Here is a 20,033-nt window from a genome sequence, read left to right on the forward strand (position 1 = left end):
AGCCATGAAAAAGGCCCCCTCGCCAACGCGAGGGGGCCTTTTTATCGGCCAGCGATCAGGGGGCTATCAGCCCTTGATGCGCTCGATGCGGCCACCCAGACCCTGCAGTTTGTGCTCGATGTCTTCGTAGCCACGGTCGATGTGATAGATACGGTCGACGATGGTGGAGCCTTCGGCCACGAAGCCGGCAAGCACCAGACTGGCGGAGGCGCGCAGGTCGGTCGCCATTACCTGGGCACCCTTGAGTTGCTCGGTGTCACGGCAGATAGCCACATTGCCCTGCAGTTCGATGTCTGCACCCATCCGTACCAGCTCGGGAACGTGCATGAAGCGGTTCTCGAAGATGGTCTCGGTGACCATGCCGGTGCCTTTGGCGACGGCGTTCAGCACGGTGAACTGTGCCTGCATATCGGTCGGGAAGGCCGGGTAGGGGGCGGTCTTGATGGTGACCGGCTTGAGGGTGCGGCCCGTCATGTCGAGGGTGATCCAGTCTTCACCCTTCTCAATCAGGGCGCCAGCCTCTTCCAGCTTGACCAGTACCGCTTCCAGCAGGGTCGGGTCTGTCTTGCGGCAGGTGATCTTGCCGCCGGTGACCGCTGCACCCACCAGGAAGGTACCGGTTTCGATGCGGTCAGGCTGCACACTGTAGTTGCCGCCGTGCAGACGCTCGACACCGTCGATGGTCAGGGTGTCGGTGCCCGCACCCTGAATCTTGGCGCCCAGGGTATTGAGGAAGTTGGCCAGATCGACCACTTCCGGCTCGCGCGCGGCGTTTTCGATCACGGTGCGGCCATCAGCCAGGGTCGCAGCCATCATCAGGTTTTCGGTACCGGTGACGGAAACCATGTCCATCAGGATGTGGGCGCCTTTCAGGCGGCCATCGACACGGGCCTTGATGTAACCATCTTCGATGGTGATCTTGGCACCCATCAGCTCCAGGCCGTGGACGTGCAGGTTGACCGGACGGGCACCGATGGCGCAGCCGCCGGGCAGGGAGACGTCGGCAGCACCGAAACGGGCAGCCAGCGGGCCCAGCGCCAGAATGGAGGCGCGCATGGTCTTCACCAGCTCGTAGGGAGCGACGTGGTTGTTCACCGCACCGGTCAGCACGGTGACGTTGCCGTTGACCTTGGTGGTCGCGCCCAGCATCTCCAGCAGCTTGATGGTGGTGCCCACATCTTTCAGACGCGGCACGTTGGAGAGGTGTACCTCTTCATCACACAGCAGGGTTGCGAACAGGATCGGCAGGGCGGCGTTTTTAGCGCCGGAGATGGTCACTTCGCCGTTGAGAGTGCAACGACCATCGATTTTGAATTTGTCCATTTTTACTTCGTTACCAAATCAGGAGGGCAATAGGAATTTACGTTCGCGTTTCCACTCGGCGTCGGTGAACGCCTTGATGGAGAGGGCGTGAATGGCGTTGCTGGCGATCTTGTCCATCAGCGGGGCATAGATGGCCTGCTGCTTCTTGACCCGGCTCATGCCGTCAAACATGTCGCCGACGGCGATCACTTGGTAGTGACTACCGTCCCCTTTGACATGGACTTCGGACAATGGCAGAGCCTCAAGGAGTATCGCTTCAATTTCAGAGACTTGCATTATGCGTCCTCAGTTGTGAGCGGGGTTGACTGAAACAGCCCGGCCACCCCGTACAGGTTGGCCAGGGTATAGAAATCACTGGAGGCGCCCACCAGTAGCGGTGTGGCGCCTCGCGCTAATGCGGCTTTGGCCCATTTGACCAGCAGGGCCAGTCCGGCGGAGTCGAGGGTGGTGACGCCGCCGAGATCGAGCCGGTCATCCTGCCACCAGTCGGCACGGCGTTGCCACAGGTCATTGACCTGTGGCGCCTGCAGCTCACCGCAGAGGGTCATGACTTGAGCACCAGCGGCTTGGCGTTGTGTTCGCGCAACTGGGCGATCACCGCATCGATGCCGTTCTGGCGGATCAAACCGCCGAGCTCGCTCTGTTTGGCGGAGAGCAGGCTGATCCCCTCTGCCACCATGTCGAAGGCTTTCCATTCGCCGGTCTTGTTGTTCTTGCGCAGCTTGAACTCGAGGAAGATGTCCGGCTTGCCGGCCTCTTTCACGCTGACGTTGACGGCGGTGATGTTGCCGCTGGGGGCTTTGCCCGGCTCGACCTTGACGGTCTGCTTGTCAAAATGGGCCAGCGCGTCGGCGTAGGAGCTCACCATGTACTCGGTGAACACTTCGACGAAGGCATTGCGCTGCGCTTCGGTGGTCTCTTTAATCTGGTTGCCGAGCACCTTGTAGGCGGCGAAGCGGTTGTCCACATAGGGCAGCAGCTCTTCGCGGATGATCACCCGCAGGTGATCCGGGTTGCTCTTCACCTGGGTTTGATCGGCCTTCAGGCGGGCGAAGGTCTGCTTGGCAGCCTGATCCACCAGCGCGTTGGGGTCGGTGGCATCGACTGCGGCCTGGGCAGACAGGGAAAAGAGCATGCTGGTCATCAGGCCCAGCAGCAGGGCGATTTTCTTGAACATGATTACTCCTTCTTGCTGTCTGATTTGCTGTCGGAGGATTGGCTGTAGAGGAACTTGCCAATCAAATCTTCCAGCACGATGGCGGATTTGGTGTCTTCAATCAGGTCACCGTCTTTGAGCATGGCGGTGCCCATCTCCTCATCGCTGAAGCCGGGCATCAGGCCAATATACTGCTCGCCGAGCAGGCCCGAAGTGAGGATGGAGAGCGAGCTGGTTTCGGAAAACTCACCGGCACTCTTTTGCATCATCAGGGTCACTTCGGGCACCTGGGTTTTCGGGTCCAGTGTTATGTCGCTGACCCGACCTACCACCACGCCGCCGACCTTGACCGGCGAGCGGACTTTCAGGCCGCCGATATTATCGAAATGCGCGCGCAGGGTATAGGTTTCTCCTTCCGGTTTGAAGCTCAAACCGGCCACTTGCAGGGCCAGTGCCAGAATGGCTGCTATGCCAGCCAGCATGAAGGTGCCGACCAGGAATTCTACTTTGCTGAACTTCATCTTTACCTTATCCAAACATGACTGCGGTGAGTATAAAATCCAGGCCGAGCACGGCGAGGGATGAGTGGACCACGGTACGGGTCGTGGCCTGACTGATCCCGGCCGAGGTCGGCTTGGCATCATAGCCGTTAAAGAGCGCAATCCAGGTGATCACCAGGGCGAAGATCAGGCTCTTGATGGCGCCCTGCATGATGTCTTCACCCCAGTCGACGGAGGACTGCATGGCAGACCAGAAGCCCCCTTCGTCCACCCCCAGCCAATCCACGCCAACCAGTTTGCCGCCGAAGATACCGATCAGGCTGAACATGAAGGCCAGCAGCGGCATGCTGATGACACCGGCCCAGAAGCGGGGGGCCACCACCCGGCGCAGCGGGTCGACCGCCATCATCTCGAGGCTGGAAAGCTGTTCGGTGGCCTTCATCAGGCCGATCTCGGCGGTCAGGGCCGAACCGGCGCGGCCGGCAAATAGCAGGCCGGTTACCACCGGGCCCAACTCCCGCAACAGGGAGAGGGAGACCAGCGGCCCCAGGCTCTGCTCGGCGCCGAAGTCTTTCAATACGTTGTAACCCTGCAGCGAGAGCACCATGCCGATGAACAGGCCGGAGACCAGGATGATGGCCACCGACTGCACGCCCACCACATACAACTGCTGGACCAGCAGCGGGAAGTGCTTGCGCGGCTCGGGTTTGCCCGCCAGCGCATGAAACAACATGATGGTGGCGCGGCCGACGGCGCTGATGACGCGCACGCCAACTCGCCCCAGCTTGCTTATTTGACTTATCAACATCACAGATCCTGTAGCAGGTCGCCTGCCGGAAAATGAAACGGAACAGGACCGTCGGGCAATCCTTTGAGAAACTGCTCGACTTCGGGATTGTGCTCCTCGCGCAGCTGTTCCGGTGTGCCGTGCGCCACCACCTTGCGATTGGCGATGATGTAGGCGTAATCGGCGATGGTCAGCACCTCGTTCACATCGTGGGTGACGATGACGGAGGTGATGCCGAGGGCATCGTTCAGCTCTTTAATCAGCTTGACCAGCACTGCCATGGTGATGGGGTCCTGCCCGACAAACGGCTCGTCATACATGATGAGGTCGGGATCGAGCGCAATCGCCCGTGCCAGCGCCGCCCGGCGCGCCATGCCACCGGAGAGCTCGGAAGGCATCAGTTTCGCTGCCCCGCGCAAGCCCACCGCCTGCAACTTCATCATGACGATGGTGTGGATCAGCTCCTCCGGCAGGCCGGAGTGCTCCCGCAGCGGGAAGGCCACGTTGTCGTAGACCGTCATGCCGGTAAACAGGGCGCCGCTCTGGAACAGCATGCTCATCCGCTTGCGCACCTCGTAGAGACGACGGCGGGAGAGGGTGGGGATATCTTCCCCGTCAAACAGAATGTGACCGGACTCCGGTTTGAGCTGGCCACCGATCAGCCGCAGCAGGGTGGTTTTACCGATGCCGCTCGGGCCCATGACGGCGGTCACCTTGCCACGAGGAATGGTCAGGTTGATCCCGTCATACAACAGCCGATCTCCGTGACTGAAGGTCAGATCGGAGATGGTGATCAGGTCATTGTTCAAACAATTGTCCATCCGGTGTAAATGAGGTGCGAATTTTATGGGGTAGTCTAGGTCTAAGCAACAGCAAGGAACAACTATTGAACAGGCCGCCAGCCCATTTGCACGACAGTTTTCTGCAACAAAGAGCGTTATCGGGAGCGGGGCTTACCATCCGATTCGCTTATCCGGGCAGACTTTTTTATAATCCCGCAGCTAATTTCGGCCCGGAGCTGTGTCTTTATGTCTGTAAAGCCTGAGAAAGTGTCTGAACTGTTCGATTTTCGTCGCAGTGCCCGCGCGGTGCTGGACACAGAAAAGCAAGCCATTGATGGACTCTATCAGTATCTGAACGACGCCTTCGACAAGGCGTGCGAAATGGTACTGCGTTGCGGTGGCAAGATTGTGGTCACCGGAATGGGCAAGTCGGGCCATATCGGCAGCAAGATCGCCGCTACCCTCGCCAGCACCGGTACGCCAGCCTTCTTCCTTCACCCAGGGGAGGCGAGTCATGGCGATCTGGGGATGATCTCCAGCGGCGACCTTATCATCGCCATCTCCAACTCCGGCGAGAGCGACGAAATCCTGGCCCTGCTGCCGGTGCTCAAGCGCCGCGGCATACCGCTCATCTGCATGACCGGCAATCCGGCCTCCACCATGGCCAAAGAGGCCAACGTGCACCTGTGCATCAAGGTGGAGAAAGAGGCCTGCCCGTTGGGTCTGGCGCCCACCTCCAGCACCACGGCAACCTTGGTGATGGGGGATGCCCTGGCAGTCGCCCTGCTGGAAGCGCGCGGTTTTACCGCCGATGACTTCGCCCTTTCGCACCCGGGTGGCTCTCTTGGCAAGCGTCTGTTGCTGCGGGTCGGCGACCTGATGCACCGCGGCGAGCTGTTGCCCCGGGTAGGGATCGATGCCACCATCAGCCAGGCGCTGCTGGAAGTGAGCCGCAAGGGGCTCGGCATGACGGCGGTGGTCGATGGCAATGGCCTGCTGGCCGGGCTGTTTACCGATGGCGATTTGCGCCGGATTCTCGACCAGCAGATCGATATCCATCACACCCCCATCAGCCGTGTGATGACCGCCAACTGTGTTACCGTAGGCCCAGAGATGATGGCTGCAGAAGCCGTCAAGCTGATGGAAACGAGAAAAATCAACGGATTACTGGTTGTGGATGAAGAGAAGCGCCCGCTCGGTGCCTTCAACATGCACGACCTGCTGAAAGCCGGAGTCATTTGATGCAAAACGTACCGACCCTCTATGGTCCGGTGACGCGCAGCCAGTACGACAAGGCGGCGCAAATCCGCCTGCTGGTGTGCGATGTGGACGGGGTGCTCTCCAACGGCCTCATCTACATGGGAAACAACGGTGAAGAGCTGAAAACCTTCTGTACCCGCGATGGTGCGGGTATGCGAGCGTTGCTCAATGCCGGGATCGAGATCGCCATCATCACCGGGCGCAACTCCCGTATCGTCAGCGATCGGATGAAAAGCCTGGGGGTGGCTCACGTGGTGCAGGGGGCCGATAAAAAGCTGCCGCACTTCGAGGCGTTGCTGGCCAAGCTGGGACTGACGCCGGAACAGGCTGCTTACATGGGCGATGACACCATCGATTTGCCGGTGATGACCGCCTGTGGCCTGGGTATCGCGGTGGCCGATGCCCATCCGCTGGTGCTGAGCCGTGCCGATATGGTCACCCGTCTCGGCGGTGGCATGGGGGCGGTGCGCGAAGTGTGTGACCTCATCCTGCAGGCGCAAGGCCATGGCGATTATCAGCCCGAGGCCTCGGTATGAGCAGACAGACCCTGTTGTTCGCCCTGTTGCTGCTGGTGGCGCTGGTCGCCTGGCAGTTGGGCAAGGTGGAGCTGGTGCCGGAGAGCGCCGTCAAAATCGAAAACTATCAGCCGGATTTTGTCGCCAAAGATTTGGTGACCACCCGTTTTGATATCAATGGCAAACGCACCGAACGGCTGGAGTCGACCTACGCCGAGTATTATCAGATCCTCGAGCAGGCCACCTTCGACAAGCCGGTGGTCTACATGTATGACGAGCAGGGGGCGGCCGAGTGGAAGGTGACCGCCGAAACCGGCGTGCTCAATACCGGCGATAACGTCATCCTGCGGGACAAGGTGCATCTGGATGGTCTGCTGCCCACCTCCTTCATCTCCACGCTCGATACGCCCTATCTGGAGCTGGATCTGGTGACACAGGATGTGCGCAGCAACCGGGAAGTGAACATTCTGGGTCGGGATTTCCAGACCCAAGGGGTTGGCCTCAAGGGCCATCTGGACCGCAAATATTTTGAGTTACTGGATCAAGGTCATGCCATCTATTTCAATGAAAAACGCTAATCTGGCCCTCGCAGCCCTGTTGTTGTGTGGTGCGGTGACCGCCAAAGAGTCCGACTTTGCCGAGAAGGTCTACGTCGATGCCGTCAAGCAGGTGGCCGAGATGCAGGACAATCGCATCACCTTCGAAGAGGATGTGACCATCAATCAGGGCACCATCAAGATTAAGGCTGACAAGGTGGTGGTGACCCGTTCCGGCGAGAAAGGGGCCGAGGTAATGACCGCCTACGGCAAACCGGCCACCTTCTTCCAGATCCTGGATAACGGCAAGCCGGTCAACGCCCATGGCAACACCATCCGCTACGAGCTGAAGAACCGGCTGGTGACCATCACCGGCAACGGTCAGCTCAAGCAGGAGGATAGCCAGGTCAATGGCGACCTGATCCGCTACGACATCGTCAAACAGAAGATGATTGCCGAGAGCAAGAGCCCGAACCAGCGGGTCAAGACCGTGTTCCTGCCGGATCAGGTAGAGAATTTCGACAAGCCCGCCGATCAGCAGAAGCAGGGAAAATAAACCATGGCAGTGTTAAAAGCAGTGGGCCTGCAGAAGAGCTACAAGCGCCGCATGGTGGTGAGTGACGTCAGCCTGGAAGTGGGCACCGGCCAGATTGTCGGCCTGCTCGGCCCCAACGGCGCCGGCAAGACCACCTCGTTTTACATGATCGTCGGGCTGGTGCAGCGCGATGCCGGTCTCATCACCATCGACGATCAGGACATCAGCCTGCAGCCCATGCATGTGCGGGCTCGCAACGGCATCGGTTACCTGCCGCAAGAGGCCTCCATCTTCCGTCGCCTGTCGGTGTTCGACAATCTGATGGGGGTGATGCAGACCCGCAAGGGGTTGAGCCGCGAGGAGCGTGAGGACAAGGTTCAGCAACTGCTGGAAGAGTTCAACATCACCCACATTCGCGACAACCTGGGTCAGAGCCTCTCCGGTGGTGAGCGCCGCCGGGTCGAGATCGCCCGCGCACTGGCGGCCGAGCCGCGTTTTATTCTGCTGGATGAGCCATTTGCAGGGGTTGACCCGATTTCTGTGATAGACATCAAGAAGATCATTCAGCATCTGAAAGATAGGGGCCTCGGCGTCTTGATTACCGACCACAACGTCAGAGAGACTCTGGACGTATGTGAGAAGGCCTATATCGTCAGCCACGGCAAGATGATTGCCGAAGGTGCACCGGCTGACATCCTCGCCGATGAACAGGTCAAGCGCGTCTATTTGGGCGATCAATTCAGTCTATAGTAAGGGGGCATGCCTTCATTTCCTTTGACGCCTGCCTCGCTGAACATAAGGATATCCCGACGTAGATGAAGCCGACATTACAGTTGCGTCTCGGTCAGTCCCTGACCATGACGCCGCAATTACAACAAGCGATTCGTCTGCTCCAGCTCTCCACCCTGGAACTTCAGCAGGAAATTCAGCAAGCGCTCGAAAATAACCCTCTGCTGGAGCAGGAAGAGAGTGAGCAGCAGGAGAGCGCACCGGAAGCGCCGGTCGATGATAGTCAAATGGACTCCAGCGATGCCATGGCTCAGGAGCAGATGCCGGATGAGTTGCCGGTGGATACGACCTGGGATGAGGTCTACTCCGCCGGCACCGCCCAGAGCGCTGGCCCCATCCACGATGGGGAAGATAGCGTCTATCAGGGGGAGACCACCGAAAACCTGCAGGATTATCTGCTGTGGCAGATGCGACTCACCCCGTTCAGCGATGTGGATGCCGCCATTGCGCTCGCCATCATCGATGCCATCGACGAATCCGGCTATCTGACCGTTGCGCTGGAAGACATTCAACAAGCGGTGGGCAGTGACGAGCTGGAGGTCGAACTCGACGAGGTCGAGGCTGTGCTCAAGCGGGTGCAGCATTTCGACCCGGTCGGCATTGCCGCCCGTTCGGTGCAGGAGTGTCTGCTGATCCAGCTGGAGCAGTATGACCCGCAGACCCCCTGGCTCAATGAGGCCAAGGAGGTGATCCTCGAGCACATGGAGCTGCTCGGCAACCGGGATTACCGCACCCTCGCCCGCAAGACAAAACTCAAAGAGAGCGACCTCAAGGAGGTGCTGGATCTGATCCAGCTGCTGGAGCCGCGCCCCGGTAACGGCATCATCCAGAGCGACTCCCAGTACGTGATCCCCGATGTTTCCGTGGTCAAGAAGGGCAACAAGTGGGTGGTCGAGCTCAATCCCGATTCCGCTCCCCGCATCCGGGTCAACGAGACCTATGCCGCCATGGCCCGCAACGCCCGCAGCAGCACCGACACCCAGTTTATCCGCTCCCATTTGCAGGAAGCCAAGTGGTTCATCAAGAGCCTGGAGAGTCGCAATGACACCCTGCTGAAGGTGGCCAGTTGCATTGTCGAGCAGCAACAGGGCTTTTTCGAGTATGGTGAAGAGGCGATGAAGCCCATGGTGCTCAACGACATCGCCGAAGCGGTGGAGATGCATGAGTCGACCATCTCCCGGGTGACGACCCAGAAGTACATGCATACCCCCCGTGGTATCTTCGAATTGAAGTTTTTTTTCTCCAGCCATGTGAACACCGAAGGAGGAGGAGAGTGCTCATCGACCGCAATTCGCGCGCTCATCAAGAAGCTGGTCACGGCAGAGAACCCTGCCAAGCCGTTAAGTGATAGCAAGATCGCGGATTTGCTGGCCGAACAGGGTATTATGGTGGCGAGACGCACGATCGCTAAGTATCGCGAATCCTTGTTTATCCCACCTTCCAATCAGCGCAAACGCCTGGTTTAGGCAAAACAAAAGGATGATGTTATGCAAATTAACCTGACCGGACACCATGTCGAGATCACCGAAGCTCTGCGTGATTATGTGAACAACAAATTTGCCAAACTCGAGCGTCACTTCGACCACATCAACAATGTTCATGTGGTGCTTAGCGTGGAAAAACTGAACCAGATAGCGGAAGCCAAATTGCACGTCAGCGGGGGCGAAGTGTTTGCCAACTCTGAACATGCCGATATGTATGCTGCGATAGACACCTTGCTCGACAAGCTGGACAGGCAGATCATCAAGCACAAAGATAAGTTAAACAAAAAATAACTATGCAACTTGAACACATACTGAGTCGGGACTGCACCAAGAGTGCAGTCCCTTGTACCAGCAAGAAACGCGCCCTCGAAATCATCAGCGAGCTGGCCGCCGAACGCCTTGGCACTTCCCGTCAGGCGCTGTTCGAATGTTTGCTGGCCCGCGAAAAAATGGGCAGTACCGGGATCGGTGCCGGTATTGCGATCCCCCACGGTCGCATTGACGATGAATTCCCGCCAACAGCGATCCTGATGACCTTTGCCGACCCTATTCCTTTCGACGCCATCGACAATCAACCGGTTGACCTGCTGTTTGCCTTGCTGGTGCCGGAAAGCGAGTGCAAGCAGCATCTCAAGACCCTTTCCCTGATGGCTTCCAAGCTCGGTGACAAGGCGGTCTGCCGCCAGTTGCGCCAGGCAACCAGCGATGAAGAGCTCTATCAGATCATGACCTCGGCCTGACAGCAGGCCAAGGATGAGACACCCGTTTTGGCGTGAGGGAACAAGATGCAGTTAATCGTGGTCAGTGGACGTTCGGGCTCCGGTAAAACGGTAGCCCTGCGAGTGCTGGAAGATCTGGGTTACTACTGTGTAGACAACCTGCCGGTCAATCTGCTGCCGCAGCTGATTGTCTCGGTCGAGAGCCAGTATGACAAACTGGCGGTCAGTATCGATGTGCGCAACCTGCCGAGCGATCCGGAGAAACTGGAAAATCTGCTGGCCCAGGTGCGCAATGAAGGGCGGGTAAAGTTCTCCAGCTTCTTCTTTGACGCCGACAACGGCACCCTGCTGAAACGTTATGGCGAGAGCCGCCGCTTGCACCCCCTGTCACGCAACAAGCTGTCGCTGGATGAGGCCATTCGGGAAGAGACCAACCTGCTTTCCCCCCTATCTTCAACCGCGGATCTGCGCATCGACACCACCAACCTCAGCGTTCACGACCTGAGCGAGCTCATCAAGACCCGGGTGCTCGGCAAGAAGGAGAACGAGCTGGTGCTGGTGTTCGAGTCGTTCGGGTTCAAGTACGGCATTCCCAAGGATGCCGACTTCGTGTTCGATGCCCGTTTCCTGCCCAATCCGCACTGGATCCCCGAGCTCAAGCCGTTTACCGGCAAGGATGAGCCGGTCGCCAACTACCTCTCGGCGCAGGCCGATGTGATGCTGTTTACCCAGCAGATCGAAAATATGCTGGTGACCTGGTTACCCCATCTGGAGCGCAATAATCGCAGCTACCTCACGGTGGGCATCGGTTGCACCGGCGGTCAGCACCGTTCGGTCTTTATTGCAGAGCGGCTGGCCAGCGCGTTCCGCTTGCTTGGCAAGAACGTGCAGATCCGCCACCGTACACTCGACAAGAGCGCGCCCCAATCCTGATGGACCAATAGGACGACCCGATGACTGTTTCCGCCTCGGTTGAAGTGAAAAACAAGCTGGGTATTCACGCCAGACCGGCCATGATGCTGTTTGAGCTGGTGCAGGGGTTCGATGCCCACGTCTTGCTGCGCAATGAAGATGGCGTGGAGGCCGATGCTGACAGCATCATCGGCCTGTTGATGCTGGATTCCGCGCAAGGGCGGCAGGTGGAAGTACAGGTTGAGGGCCCCGAAGAGGTCGAGGCCCTAGCCGCCGTGGTGGAGCTGTTCACCTCCGGCTTCAACGAGGAGTAGCCACTCCTCGTTTTTATTCTGATCCGCAAGCAGTGATCGGCTGTGTAATGATTCAGGATTCGCAGTATGGCAGCAGGGGTAGTCGACCTCATTGTTGCATCGATGAATCCAAGTCGCGGTCGATTATCTCGTCAGTAATATAATCTCCCTCATGACAAGCGCGCAGCGCCACAGCCGGAGCTGCGCCTTAGCTGGCCGATGCGGCGCTCGAGCTGGCCATTCTCTGCTGATAGCGCAGATCTTCTTCTATGGTGACCACCACTTCCAGTGGCTTGCCGGAGCGGAATACCGAGATGGTCAGCTTGGTGCCGGGGCGGCTCTCGACAATCTTGTCCATGGCGCTGCGTACGCCGCTGATGGCCTCTCCGTTGATCTTGAGCAGCACATCCCCTCGCTGCAGACCGCCTTTGGCCGCAGGACCGTTGGGATCCAGACTCTCCACCACCAGACCGCGCAGGTCGCCGAGGTTCATCATTCGCGCGACGATGGGATTGATCTCGACGCTGGAGACCCCGAGGTAGCCGCGGATCACCCGGCCGTTGGCGATCAGCTCATCCATGATCCGTTTTGCCAGCCGGTAGGGGATGGCGAAGCTGATGCCGTAGCTCTCCTGATTGCCGTTGAGGTGGTAGGTGGCGGTGTTGATGCCCACCAGATCGCCGCGGCCGTTGACCAGCGCCCCCCCCGAGTTGCCCTCGTTGATGGCGGCATCGGTCTGCAGCAGGTCCTGACGGCCATTGCTGTCGGGCCCCATGCTGGAGAGGCCGGTGCGACCGGTCGCACTGATGATGCCCTGGGTGATGGTCTGGCCGACGTTGTAGGGGTTGCCGATGGCGAGCACCACATCCCCCACTTCTGGCAGTCGCTCCGGATCCTGCGGGATCACCGGCAGGTTGTCTGACTCGATATAGAGCACTGCGAGGTCGGTGAGCTGATCGGTGCCGACCAGCTCGGCGCTGAAGACCCGGCCATCCTGCAACGCGACGATGATCTGGTCGGCATCGGCGATGACGTGGTAGTTGGTCAGCACATAGCCGCGCTGGTTCATGATGACGCCGGAACCCAGCCCTTGCGGGCGTAGCTCCCCCTGATTGCCCTGATTGGGGGCAAAGCTGCGGGTGTAGATGTTGACGACGGCAGGGCCTGCCCGATGGGCGGCATAGGAGAAACTCAGTTCACGGGCATTGGTGATGATGCCGGGCAGTTGGGCACCACCGCGAAAATGGGGAAACAGCAGCAACAGCAGCGCCGCGACGGTCAAACCGAAACCGACAGACTTGCCCAAGTAACTGACTAAAGGGGGGATTTTCATGTCATTCTCATCCGTACAGGCTGCGCGCAGAGAATAACACTATCGGTGGATAAAAATCACCCGCGGTGAAGGCCGCGGGTGATAGAGGGATTGGCGAACAACCTGAGCGTTAGCGGATCACCAGATAGAGCGAGGAGTCGCCGCGTTGGATGTTGAGCGCCAGCACGTCAGGCTTGTTCTTGAGGGCTTTGGTCAGCTCACCCAGAGTGTTGATGCGCAGGCGGTTGACCCCGATGATGATGTCACCCTTCTGCAGGCCGGAAGCGGCTGCCGGAGAGCGAGGATCAATGTCGGCCACCGCGACGCCGGAGACCGGGTCGGTAGTGGTGCTCAGCTTGGCCCCTTCCAGTGCCGGATGCAGCGCGCTGGCGCGCACTTCGCTGTCATCGGCCTGCTTCAGGGTCACCTTGGCAGTTTGTGATTTGCCATCGCGGATCAATCCCAGCTCGACCTGCTTGCCAGCGCCCATGGTGGCGATCTTGGCACGCAGCTCACCGAAGGAGCGAACTGGTTTGCCATCGATGCTGACGATGATATCGCCGGCCTTGATGCCCGCCTTGTCTGCTGCCGAATCAGGCATGACCTGATTGACGAAGGCACCATCCTTCTTGTTATAACCGAAGGTTTTGGCGATGTCGGAGGTGAGCTCGGTGCCGGTAATGCCCAACTGGCCGCGACGCACTTCACCATACTTGACGATCTGTTCGGTCAGATCCCGCACCATGTTGGAGGGGATGGCAAAGCCGATGCCGATGTTGCCGCCGTTCGGGCCCAGAATCGCGGTGTTGATACCGATCAGCTCACCACGCAGGTTGAGCAGAGCGCCGCCGGAGTTACCGGAGTTGATGGCCGCATCGGTCTGGATGAAGTTCTCCAGATTCTCGATGTTGAGGCCGCTGCGCCCCAGCGCGCTAACGATGCCTGACGTGACGGTCTGACCCAGACCAAACGGGTTGCCGATGGCCAGCGCATAGTCACCCACCCGCAGTTCATCGGAGTCGGCGAACTTGATCTGCACCAGATCCTCGGCCTTGATTTGTAGCAGGGCGATGTCGGACTGTTTGTCTTCACCGATCTTCTTGGCCGCATACTCACGACCATCCTTCAGGTTGACCTTGATCTCGTCCGCCTCGTGAACCACGTGGGCGTTGGTGATCACGTAACCCTTCTTGGCATCGACGATGACACCGGAGCCGAGCGCCTGGAACGGCTGCTCGCTCACCTGTTCGTCGGGCATGTTGGGGCCGAAGAAGAACTTGAACTGCTCCGGCAGACGCTGACGGGTAATTTTTTTGCCAGAAACCGAGATATTGACCACAGCCGGGGTGACCTGTTCGAGAACGGGCGCCAGGCTTGGCATCTCCTGATTTGAGCCTAACAGGGAAGGCAGTGCAGCCTGAGCAGGGGCCGCAGACATGGCGATACCGACACTGAGGGCTAGCACACTGAGCATGGAAAGAGGTTTACGCATATGAAAAACAGCTCCCAGAAAAAGTTGCATTGCAATCGTCAAGGTCAGACCACGGGACTGGCCAATTAGTTCCGCGAGGAACTAGTTTGGTTGCTTGAGCAGTCCGGAAGAGGCGCCCGCATAGTCGCGAGGCGGAACGCCCGGCTCTTCTGCCACATTGGCAGGGGCTTCTTCTACCAAGGACTCGCGGAACAGTGGTTCCTGCGCCTTGGCCAGGAATTTGCTCTGCTCGGCCATGTGGCGATAGAGGGTCTGATACTGCTCGGCCAACTGCTCCATCAGGGCGGCACTGTCGGCGAAGTGGGTGTTGATCTGGCCCTGATAACTCTCGAGCTCCTTGTGGGCCTTTTTCAGTTCCTGTTCCAGACGGCCAGCATCGCGGCTACGTACCGAAAAACGGCCGAGAACGATACCGATAATCAAGGCCGCGACAGCCAGCAGGATCCCAGTTAACAGACTCATAGATGCTCCTTGTTACAGCTAAAACAGAGTGGGTTTATGCGGTCGTCACAACCGCCATGCCTTGATGGCACTATACCGTGCGTCCTGAGGCCGTGATACCATTTTGTCCTCGATTCAGGGACTTGGAGAGGCGCTCAAGGATGACACCGCAGCAAAAATACCAGCAGGATCTGCTGCGCCCCGGCTTTGTGGCCGACCCCGCGCAGAGGATGGCCATTAGCAGGCTGGAGCGACTGTATCAGGATTTGCTACGGCGCCCGACTCCGACCAGATCTCGAGGGCTGCTGGGTTGGCTGCAAAAGCCCAAGCCGCCGGAGCCGGTCCTAGGTATCTATATGTGGGGCGGAGTGGGCCGAGGCAAGACCTGGCTGATGGATACTTTTTTTGACAGCCTGCCGGGGACGCGCAAGATGCGCAGCCATTTCCACCGCTTCATGCACCGCATTCACGATGAACTGCAGGGGCTGAGCGGGCAGTCCGATCCGCTCAAGCTGGTGGCCAGCAAGCTTGCCAGCGAGACAGACATCATCTGTTTCGACGAGTTTTTTGTCTCAGACATCACCGACGCCATGCTGCTGGGCACACTGTTTCAGGAGCTGTTTGGTCACGGTGTCGTATTGGTTGCAACCTCAAATATCCCGCCGCAGGATCTTTATCGCAACGGGCTGCAGCGAGCCCGTTTTTTGCCTGCTATCGAGCTTATCGAGCGCCATTGCGAGGTACTTAACGTGGATGGCGGTATCGACTATCGCCTGCGTACGCTGGAACAAGCCGAGATTTATCACTGCCCGCTGGATTTGCAGGCAAAAGCCAATCTTGACCACTATTTTCAGCAATTAACCGGTGGTCACTCGGCTTGCGAGGGGGCATTCGAGGTCAATCATCGTCAGCTGACGTCGCTGGGGATGGGGGAAGGGGTGCTCTATATGGAATTCGAGCAACTTTGCTGTACTGCCCGCTCCCAGAACGACTATATCGAGCTGGCCAGGCTGTTCCATACCGTTCTGCTGGCCAATGTGCAGCCAATGGGCACAGGCACGGATGACGCGGCTCGCCGCTTCATCGCCATGGTCGATGAGTTCTACGAACGGCACGTCAAGCTCATCATGTCGGCGGCGGTTCCCATGACAGAACTTTACGGCGAAGGGCTGCTGAATTTCGAATTCAAACGCTGTCTTTCGCGGCTTCAGGAAATGCAATCGCACGAATACCTTGCCAGAGTGCACCTTCCTTAGTCACAATACCGCGCCTGCCAGTCGGATGGGCATCTGCGGCAGGTAGGGCCGGGCGACATTTGCTAGCTTCATGGCAGTGAAATTAGCAGGTGATATTTAAGGCAACTTCACTTATAATCGCCCGGCCCACGTTACAGCTGTCGATAAGACAGCAACACTTTAAGCTTTACTTGTATTCGAAGGGGTACAGGTAGGCCATCGTTTGTTGTTTGTGGGAGAGCCCCCATAAGCAATTGGGTCTGTAACAGGTAATTGGGTTTAACTTAATGAAAACTTTCGTTGCCAAGCCAGAAACCGTAAAACGTGACTGGTACATTGTGGACGCAGAAGGTAAAACTCTGGGTCGTATCGCAACCGAGATTGCTGCTCGTCTGCGTGGTAAGCACAAAGCTGAATACACTCCGCACGTTGACACCGGTGATTACATCATCGTTGTAAACGCTGAGAAGGTACACGTAACCGGTAAGAAATTTACCGACAAAATGTACCACGCTCACTCCGGTTTCCCGGGTGGTATCAAGTCAATCAGCTTCGACAAGCTGATTCAGCGTAAACCGGAAATGGTAATCGAAGCAGCCGTCAAAGGCATGCTGCCGAAAGGTCCTCTGGGCCGTGCCATGTTCCGTAAACTGAAAGTTTACGCAGGCGCCGAGCATGCTCATGCTGCTCAGCAACCTCAAGTACTGGATATCTAATCGGGAACTGGCAACATGGCAGAAAATCAATACTACGGTACCGGCCGTCGCAAAAGCTCCACTGCTCGCGTATTTATCAAAGCGGGTAGCGGCAAGATCGTAATCAACCAGCGCTCCCTGGAGCAGTACTTCGGCCGTCCGACTGCCCGCATGGTAGTTCGTCAGCCGCTGGAACTGGTTGAGATGACCGAGAAACTGGATCTGTACATCACCGTTAACGGTGGTGGCATCTCCGGTCAAGCTGGTGCGATCCGCCACGGTATCACTCGTGCTCTGATGCAGTACGACGAAACCCTGCGTTCCGAACTGCGTAAAGCTGGCTTTGTTACTCGCGATGCCCGTAAGGTTGAGCGTAAGAAAGTCGGTCTGCACAAAGCTCGTAAGCGTCCGCAGTACTCCAAGCGTTAATTCGCTTTTGGTACTCACTCTTTCGAGTGTCAAAAAAGCCTGGCAGCCGCTAGGCTTTTTTTATTGGTAATATTACCGACATCAATGCTAACCACGCGTCACAAAAGACAAAAAATTGTTTCTTTATTGTTTTCATTGCTCACCGCTCTTTCTTGTCAAGTTGTTATCTTTTCTTTAAAATTTCCCCTGTTTTCTGTGGCAATTGTAAATCCAGCTTCCGCCGCTGTTGTCACGGGAAAAATGGGGAACAGGGACACTATAAGAATGTGCGGAGTCCACATGGGAGAGTTTTTGGATGAGCAATGCGCCAGTTGATACCGGTCGCCGCAGATTTCTTACCTGGTCAACGGTTGCCGTTGGTGGGGTAGGAGCTGCGTTTACCGCAGTGCCGTTTATAAAGTCATGGAATCCGAGTGCCAAGGCCAAAGCAGCCGGGGCGCCGGTTGAAGTCGATATCAGCAAGTTGGAACCGGGTCAGCTCATCCGTGTCGAGTGGCGAGGCAAGCCTGTCTGGGTGGTGAAACGCACCAAACAGACGCTGGATGCCTTGGCCGCCCATGATGACAAGCTGCGGGATCCCTCATCTGAAGAGCCGCAGCAGCCTGACTATGCCCATAACGGGTACAGATCGATCAAGCCCGAGATATTTGTCGCGGTCGGTATTTGCACCCACCTTGGGTGTTCACCTTCCTATCTGCCTGACAGCTTTGGCGAGCAGGTGCAGGGCGTCACGTCCGGCTTCTTCTGCCCGTGTCATGGCTCCAAGTTCGACATGGCCGGCCGTGTGTTCCAGGGGGTGCCTGCACCGCTGAACCTGGTCATTCCGCCCTATCAATTCATTAATGACACCACCATTCAGGTCGGTGCCGATGGCAAGGAGGCCTGACCATGTTGAGTAAACTGATGGGCTGGATCGATTATCGATTCCCGCTCACGGCCATGTACAACGACCATATGGCCAAGTATCCGGCACCGAAGAACCTGAACTTCTGGTACTTCTTCGGCTCGCTGGCCATGCTGGTGCTGGTCAACCAGATCATCACCGGTATCTGGTTGACCATGAACTACAACCCCTCCGCGGAAGGTGCGTTTGCCTCCGTGGAGTACATCATGCGCGATGTGGAGTACGGCTGGCTGCTGCGTTACATGCACTCAACCGGCGCGTCTGCATTCTTCATTGTGGTTTACATGCACATGTTCCGCGGCATGATCTATGGCTCTTATCAGAAGCCTCGTGAACTGCTGTGGATCTTCGGCATGCTGATCTTCCTGGTGCTGATGGCGGAAGCCTTCATGGGCTACTTGCTGCCCTGGGGCCAGATGTCATTCTGGGGTGCCCAGGTCATCATCTCGCTGTTTGGCGCCATTCCGGTCATCGGTGACGATCTGACCCTGTGGATCCGTGGTGACTACGTCATCTCCGGTGCGACCCTGAACCGCTTCTTCGCGCTGCATGTCATCGCGTTGCCGCTGGTGTTGGTGATGCTGGTTGCCATGCACATTCTGGCGTTGCATGAGGTGGGGTCCAACAACCCGGATGGCATCGACATCAAGAAGCACAAGGACGAAAACGGCTGGCCGCTGGATGCAGTAGCGTTTCACCCTTACTTCACCGTCAAGGATATGATCGGTGTGGCGGGCTTCCTGTTCTTCTTCTGCGCCATCATCTTCTTCAAGCCGGATATGTGGGGTTACTTCCTCGAGAAGCCGAACTTTGAAGTGGCCAACGGGCTTAAGACCCCGGCGCATATTGCGCCTGTGTGGTACTTCACGCCGTTCTACGCCATTTTGCGGGCGGTGCCGGACAAGCTGCTTGGCGTCATCATGATGGGCCTCTCCATTGTGGTGCTGTTCCTGCTGCCGTGGCTGGATCGCTGCAAGGTGCGCTCGGTGCGTTATCGCAGCAAGCTGCACAAGTTGAATATTGCCCAGTTTGTGGTGTGCTTCGTGATTCTGGGGATCCTCGGGGTGCTGCCGTCGACGCCGACTCTGACGCTGATTGCCCAAATTTGTACCTTGGGTTATTTCGGGTTCTTCGTCCTGCTGTTCTTCTATAGCAAGAATGAAAGCACCAAGCCGCTGCCGGAGAGGGTGACATTTAAATGAAAAGAATAATATTTGCAGTGCTGACCCTGCTGCCGTCACTGGTGTTTGCCAATACCGGAGCCGTGCATCTGGACAAGGCCAACTATGACCTGAGCGACAAGGCTTCTCTGCAGCGTGGCGCCGCCACCTTCATGAACTACTGCTTTGGTTGCCACAGTACCCAGTACCAGCGTTACAACCGGGTGGCAGAGGATCTGGGGATCCCGGCCGATCTGATGGCTGACAATCTGATCGTCAATGGCGCCAAGATTGGTGACCTGATGGAAAACTCTGTCTCGGAGAAGGATGCCGCCAAGTGGTTTGGTGCGCCGCCTCCTGATCTGACGCTGGTTGCCCGGGTGCGTGGTGCAGACTGGATCTACACCTATCTGCGCTCCTTCTATGTGGATGAAACCCGTCCGTTCGGGGTGAACAACGCCGTATTCCCGTCCGTGGGCATGCCCCATGTACTGGAGCCGTTGCAGGGAACCCCCCGTGCCGAGTTTGCCACTCACACGGTCGATGGCGTGGAAACCCATCAGGTTGTCAGCATCAAATCTGACGGCAATGGTGAAATGAATAACGAAGAGTATGATCAGACGGTGCTGGATCTGGTAAACTTCTTGGTCTACTCGGCTGAACCGGTACAACAGGAGCGTGAACGTATGGGCTTCTGGGTGCTTGGCTTCATCGTGATCTTCTTCATCTTCACTGTGCTGTTGAAGAAGGAATTCTGGCGCGACGTTCACTAAG

General features: G+C 57.7%; 26 protein-coding genes. 16 read left to right on the forward strand and 10 right to left on the reverse strand.

Translation table 11 applies throughout. From position 1 onward, the window contains the following. Positions 1–66: 66 nt before the first annotated feature. From murA to mlaF, 7 genes are read right to left on the reverse strand one after another with little or no spacing between them, the layout of a single operon-like run. Entirely contained in the window at positions 67–1,323 is a 1,257-nt protein-coding gene (gene murA / locus BN1115_RS00775) for a UDP-N-acetylglucosamine 1-carboxyvinyltransferase (RefSeq protein WP_042655653.1), read from the reverse strand. 18 nt (positions 1,324–1,341) lie between these two features. After that, positions 1,342–1,599, reverse strand: coding sequence for a BolA family iron metabolism protein IbaG (ibaG, locus tag BN1115_RS00780; protein WP_005306001.1), 258 nt, complete (start codon positions 1,597–1,599; stop codon positions 1,342–1,344). Continuing rightward, entirely contained in the window at positions 1,599–1,871 is a 273-nt protein-coding gene (locus BN1115_RS00785) for an STAS domain-containing protein (RefSeq protein ID WP_042655654.1), read from the reverse strand. Before BN1115_RS00785 ends, ibaG begins: the two co-directional genes overlap by 1 nt. Next, positions 1,868–2,500: an MlaC/ttg2D family ABC transporter substrate-binding protein gene (locus tag BN1115_RS00790; protein WP_042655655.1), complete on the reverse strand. Its 633-nt coding sequence runs from the start codon at positions 2,498–2,500 to the stop codon at positions 1,868–1,870. The genes BN1115_RS00785 and BN1115_RS00790 overlap by 4 nt, the downstream gene beginning before the upstream one ends. A gap of 2 nt (positions 2,501–2,502) precedes the next feature. Then, a complete protein-coding gene (mlaD, locus tag BN1115_RS00795; protein ID WP_042655656.1) occupies positions 2,503–3,000 on the reverse strand; it encodes an outer membrane lipid asymmetry maintenance protein MlaD in 498 nt (165 codons plus the stop codon). Between the two features lie 7 nt (positions 3,001–3,007). Beyond that, a complete protein-coding gene (gene mlaE, locus BN1115_RS00800; protein ID WP_042655657.1) occupies positions 3,008–3,787 on the reverse strand; it encodes a lipid asymmetry maintenance ABC transporter permease subunit MlaE in 780 nt (259 codons plus the stop codon). Next, positions 3,787–4,587 (reverse strand): phospholipid ABC transporter ATP-binding protein MlaF, encoded by an 801-nt coding sequence (gene mlaF / locus BN1115_RS00805; RefSeq protein WP_042655658.1) that lies wholly within the window; start codon positions 4,585–4,587, stop codon positions 3,787–3,789. Before mlaF ends, mlaE begins: the two co-directional genes overlap by 1 nt. Before the next feature lie 207 nt (positions 4,588–4,794). Here mlaF and BN1115_RS00810 point away from each other — a divergent pair, with 207 nt between their 5' ends. From BN1115_RS00810 to npr, 10 genes are all read left to right on the forward strand, one after another. Continuing rightward, complete coding sequence (locus tag BN1115_RS00810; protein WP_042655659.1) at positions 4,795–5,790, forward strand: KpsF/GutQ family sugar-phosphate isomerase; 996 nt, start codon at positions 4,795–4,797, stop codon at positions 5,788–5,790. Continuing rightward, positions 5,790–6,344, forward strand: coding sequence for a 3-deoxy-manno-octulosonate-8-phosphatase KdsC (gene kdsC / locus BN1115_RS00815; protein ID WP_042655660.1), 555 nt, complete (start codon positions 5,790–5,792; stop codon positions 6,342–6,344). The genes BN1115_RS00810 and kdsC overlap by 1 nt, the downstream gene beginning before the upstream one ends. Then, a complete protein-coding gene (gene lptC, locus BN1115_RS00820) occupies positions 6,341–6,901 on the forward strand; it encodes an LPS export ABC transporter periplasmic protein LptC (protein WP_042655661.1) in 561 nt (186 codons plus the stop codon). Before kdsC ends, lptC begins: the two co-directional genes overlap by 4 nt. Next, complete coding sequence (gene lptA, locus BN1115_RS00825; protein WP_042061528.1) at positions 6,888–7,415, forward strand: lipopolysaccharide transport periplasmic protein LptA; 528 nt, start codon at positions 6,888–6,890, stop codon at positions 7,413–7,415. The genes lptC and lptA overlap by 14 nt, the downstream gene beginning before the upstream one ends. Positions 7,416–7,418: 3 nt before the next feature. Beyond that, positions 7,419–8,144: an LPS export ABC transporter ATP-binding protein gene (gene lptB / locus BN1115_RS00830; protein ID WP_005336333.1), complete on the forward strand. Its 726-nt coding sequence runs from the start codon at positions 7,419–7,421 to the stop codon at positions 8,142–8,144. 65 nt (positions 8,145–8,209) lie between these two features. After that, complete coding sequence (locus tag BN1115_RS00835) at positions 8,210–9,649, forward strand: RNA polymerase factor sigma-54 (protein ID WP_042061525.1); 1,440 nt, start codon at positions 8,210–8,212, stop codon at positions 9,647–9,649. A gap of 21 nt (positions 9,650–9,670) precedes the next feature. Then, positions 9,671–9,958, forward strand: a complete 288-nt coding sequence (gene hpf / locus BN1115_RS00840; RefSeq protein WP_005336323.1) for a ribosome hibernation promoting factor — start codon at positions 9,671–9,673, stop codon at positions 9,956–9,958. A gap of 2 nt (positions 9,959–9,960) precedes the next feature. Further along, the gene (ptsN, locus tag BN1115_RS00845; protein WP_042061522.1) at positions 9,961–10,407 is read left to right on the forward strand and encodes a PTS IIA-like nitrogen regulatory protein PtsN; all 447 of its coding nucleotides are present in this window, start codon (positions 9,961–9,963) and stop codon (positions 10,405–10,407) included. Between the two features lie 45 nt (positions 10,408–10,452). Further along, positions 10,453–11,319, forward strand: a complete 867-nt coding sequence (rapZ, locus tag BN1115_RS00850; protein WP_042655662.1) for an RNase adapter RapZ — start codon at positions 10,453–10,455, stop codon at positions 11,317–11,319. A 20-nt stretch (positions 11,320–11,339) separates the two neighbouring features. Next, positions 11,340–11,612 carry a PTS phosphocarrier protein NPr gene (gene npr / locus BN1115_RS00855; RefSeq protein WP_005336318.1) on the forward strand — a complete coding sequence of 91 codons (273 nt, stop codon included), beginning with the start codon at positions 11,340–11,342 and terminating at the stop codon, positions 11,610–11,612. Positions 11,613–11,799: 187 nt separating this feature from the next. On the opposite strand, the gene degS is transcribed toward npr, so the two are convergent. From degS to BN1115_RS00870, 3 genes are all read right to left on the reverse strand, one after another. Then, positions 11,800–12,924, reverse strand: coding sequence for an outer membrane-stress sensor serine endopeptidase DegS (gene degS / locus BN1115_RS00860; RefSeq protein WP_042655663.1), 1,125 nt, complete (start codon positions 12,922–12,924; stop codon positions 11,800–11,802). 109 nt (positions 12,925–13,033) lie between these two features. Further along, complete coding sequence (locus tag BN1115_RS00865) at positions 13,034–14,395, reverse strand: Do family serine endopeptidase (protein WP_005336295.1); 1,362 nt, start codon at positions 14,393–14,395, stop codon at positions 13,034–13,036. Between the two features lie 81 nt (positions 14,396–14,476). Further along, positions 14,477–14,857 carry a Z-ring associated ZapG family protein gene (locus BN1115_RS00870; RefSeq protein ID WP_005356646.1) on the reverse strand — a complete coding sequence of 127 codons (381 nt, stop codon included), beginning with the start codon at positions 14,855–14,857 and terminating at the stop codon, positions 14,477–14,479. A gap of 140 nt (positions 14,858–14,997) precedes the next feature. On the opposite strand from BN1115_RS00870, the gene zapE reads away from it, so the two are divergent. The 6 genes from zapE to BN1115_RS00900 all read left to right on the forward strand — a co-directional run bounded on the left by zapE (position 14,998) and on the right by BN1115_RS00900 (position 20,032). After that, a complete protein-coding gene (gene zapE, locus BN1115_RS00875; RefSeq protein WP_042655664.1) occupies positions 14,998–16,092 on the forward strand; it encodes a cell division protein ZapE in 1,095 nt (364 codons plus the stop codon). 266 nt (positions 16,093–16,358) lie between these two features. Next, entirely contained in the window at positions 16,359–16,787 is a 429-nt protein-coding gene (gene rplM, locus BN1115_RS00880) for a 50S ribosomal protein L13 (protein ID WP_005336289.1), read from the forward strand. Positions 16,788–16,802: 15 nt separating this feature from the next. After that, on the forward strand, positions 16,803–17,195 hold the full coding sequence (rpsI, locus tag BN1115_RS00885) for a 30S ribosomal protein S9 (RefSeq protein WP_005336286.1): 393 nt from the start codon (positions 16,803–16,805) through the stop codon (positions 17,193–17,195). Positions 17,196–17,490: 295 nt separating this feature from the next. Next, positions 17,491–18,081, forward strand: coding sequence for a ubiquinol-cytochrome c reductase iron-sulfur subunit (gene petA, locus BN1115_RS00890; RefSeq protein ID WP_005336284.1), 591 nt, complete (start codon positions 17,491–17,493; stop codon positions 18,079–18,081). Between the two features lie 2 nt (positions 18,082–18,083). Further along, positions 18,084–19,301, forward strand: a complete 1,218-nt coding sequence (locus tag BN1115_RS00895) for a cytochrome b (RefSeq protein WP_019444835.1) — start codon at positions 18,084–18,086, stop codon at positions 19,299–19,301. Then, positions 19,298–20,032 carry a cytochrome c1 gene (locus tag BN1115_RS00900; RefSeq protein WP_042655665.1) on the forward strand — a complete coding sequence of 245 codons (735 nt, stop codon included), beginning with the start codon at positions 19,298–19,300 and terminating at the stop codon, positions 20,030–20,032. Before BN1115_RS00895 ends, BN1115_RS00900 begins: the two co-directional genes overlap by 4 nt. The last annotated feature ends 1 nt before the right edge of the window (position 20,033 follow it).

Source organism: Aeromonas allosaccharophila (genome assembly GCF_000819685.1).
GTDB classification, from domain to species: Bacteria; Pseudomonadota; Gammaproteobacteria; order Enterobacterales; family Aeromonadaceae; genus Aeromonas; species Aeromonas allosaccharophila.

Bases quoted from the DNA above. Each gene is read 5' to 3' on its own strand.
- murA (WP_042655653.1), bottom strand. From the start codon at position 1,323: ATGGACAAATTCAAAATCGATGGTCGTTGCACTCTCAACGGCGAAGTG.
- ibaG (WP_005306001.1), bottom strand. From the start codon at position 1,599: ATGCAAGTCTCTGAAATTGAAGCGATACTCCTTGAGGCTCTGCCATTG.
- BN1115_RS00785 (WP_042655654.1), bottom strand. From the start codon at position 1,871: ATGACCCTCTGCGGTGAGCTGCAGGCGCCACAGGTCAATGACCTGTGG.
- BN1115_RS00790 (WP_042655655.1), bottom strand. From the start codon at position 2,500: ATGTTCAAGAAAATCGCCCTGCTGCTGGGCCTGATGACCAGCATGCTC.
- mlaD (WP_042655656.1), bottom strand. From the start codon at position 3,000: ATGAAGTTCAGCAAAGTAGAATTCCTGGTCGGCACCTTCATGCTGGCT.
- mlaE (WP_042655657.1), bottom strand. From the start codon at position 3,787: ATGTTGATAAGTCAAATAAGCAAGCTGGGGCGAGTTGGCGTGCGCGTC.
- mlaF (WP_042655658.1), bottom strand. From the start codon at position 4,587: ATGGACAATTGTTTGAACAATGACCTGATCACCATCTCCGATCTGACC.
- BN1115_RS00810 (WP_042655659.1), top strand. From the start codon at position 4,795: ATGTCTGTAAAGCCTGAGAAAGTGTCTGAACTGTTCGATTTTCGTCGC.
- kdsC (WP_042655660.1), top strand. From the start codon at position 5,790: ATGCAAAACGTACCGACCCTCTATGGTCCGGTGACGCGCAGCCAGTAC.
- lptC (WP_042655661.1), top strand. From the start codon at position 6,341: ATGAGCAGACAGACCCTGTTGTTCGCCCTGTTGCTGCTGGTGGCGCTG.
- lptA (WP_042061528.1), top strand. From the start codon at position 6,888: ATGAAAAACGCTAATCTGGCCCTCGCAGCCCTGTTGTTGTGTGGTGCG.
- lptB (WP_005336333.1), top strand. From the start codon at position 7,419: ATGGCAGTGTTAAAAGCAGTGGGCCTGCAGAAGAGCTACAAGCGCCGC.
- BN1115_RS00835 (WP_042061525.1), top strand. From the start codon at position 8,210: ATGAAGCCGACATTACAGTTGCGTCTCGGTCAGTCCCTGACCATGACG.
- hpf (WP_005336323.1), top strand. From the start codon at position 9,671: ATGCAAATTAACCTGACCGGACACCATGTCGAGATCACCGAAGCTCTG.
- ptsN (WP_042061522.1), top strand. From the start codon at position 9,961: ATGCAACTTGAACACATACTGAGTCGGGACTGCACCAAGAGTGCAGTC.
- rapZ (WP_042655662.1), top strand. From the start codon at position 10,453: ATGCAGTTAATCGTGGTCAGTGGACGTTCGGGCTCCGGTAAAACGGTA.
- npr (WP_005336318.1), top strand. From the start codon at position 11,340: ATGACTGTTTCCGCCTCGGTTGAAGTGAAAAACAAGCTGGGTATTCAC.
- degS (WP_042655663.1), bottom strand. From the start codon at position 12,924: ATGAAAATCCCCCCTTTAGTCAGTTACTTGGGCAAGTCTGTCGGTTTC.
- BN1115_RS00865 (WP_005336295.1), bottom strand. From the start codon at position 14,395: ATGCGTAAACCTCTTTCCATGCTCAGTGTGCTAGCCCTCAGTGTCGGT.
- BN1115_RS00870 (WP_005356646.1), bottom strand. From the start codon at position 14,857: ATGAGTCTGTTAACTGGGATCCTGCTGGCTGTCGCGGCCTTGATTATC.
- zapE (WP_042655664.1), top strand. From the start codon at position 14,998: ATGACACCGCAGCAAAAATACCAGCAGGATCTGCTGCGCCCCGGCTTT.
- rplM (WP_005336289.1), top strand. From the start codon at position 16,359: ATGAAAACTTTCGTTGCCAAGCCAGAAACCGTAAAACGTGACTGGTAC.
- rpsI (WP_005336286.1), top strand. From the start codon at position 16,803: ATGGCAGAAAATCAATACTACGGTACCGGCCGTCGCAAAAGCTCCACT.
- petA (WP_005336284.1), top strand. From the start codon at position 17,491: ATGAGCAATGCGCCAGTTGATACCGGTCGCCGCAGATTTCTTACCTGG.
- BN1115_RS00895 (WP_019444835.1), top strand. From the start codon at position 18,084: ATGTTGAGTAAACTGATGGGCTGGATCGATTATCGATTCCCGCTCACG.
- BN1115_RS00900 (WP_042655665.1), top strand. From the start codon at position 19,298: ATGAAAAGAATAATATTTGCAGTGCTGACCCTGCTGCCGTCACTGGTG.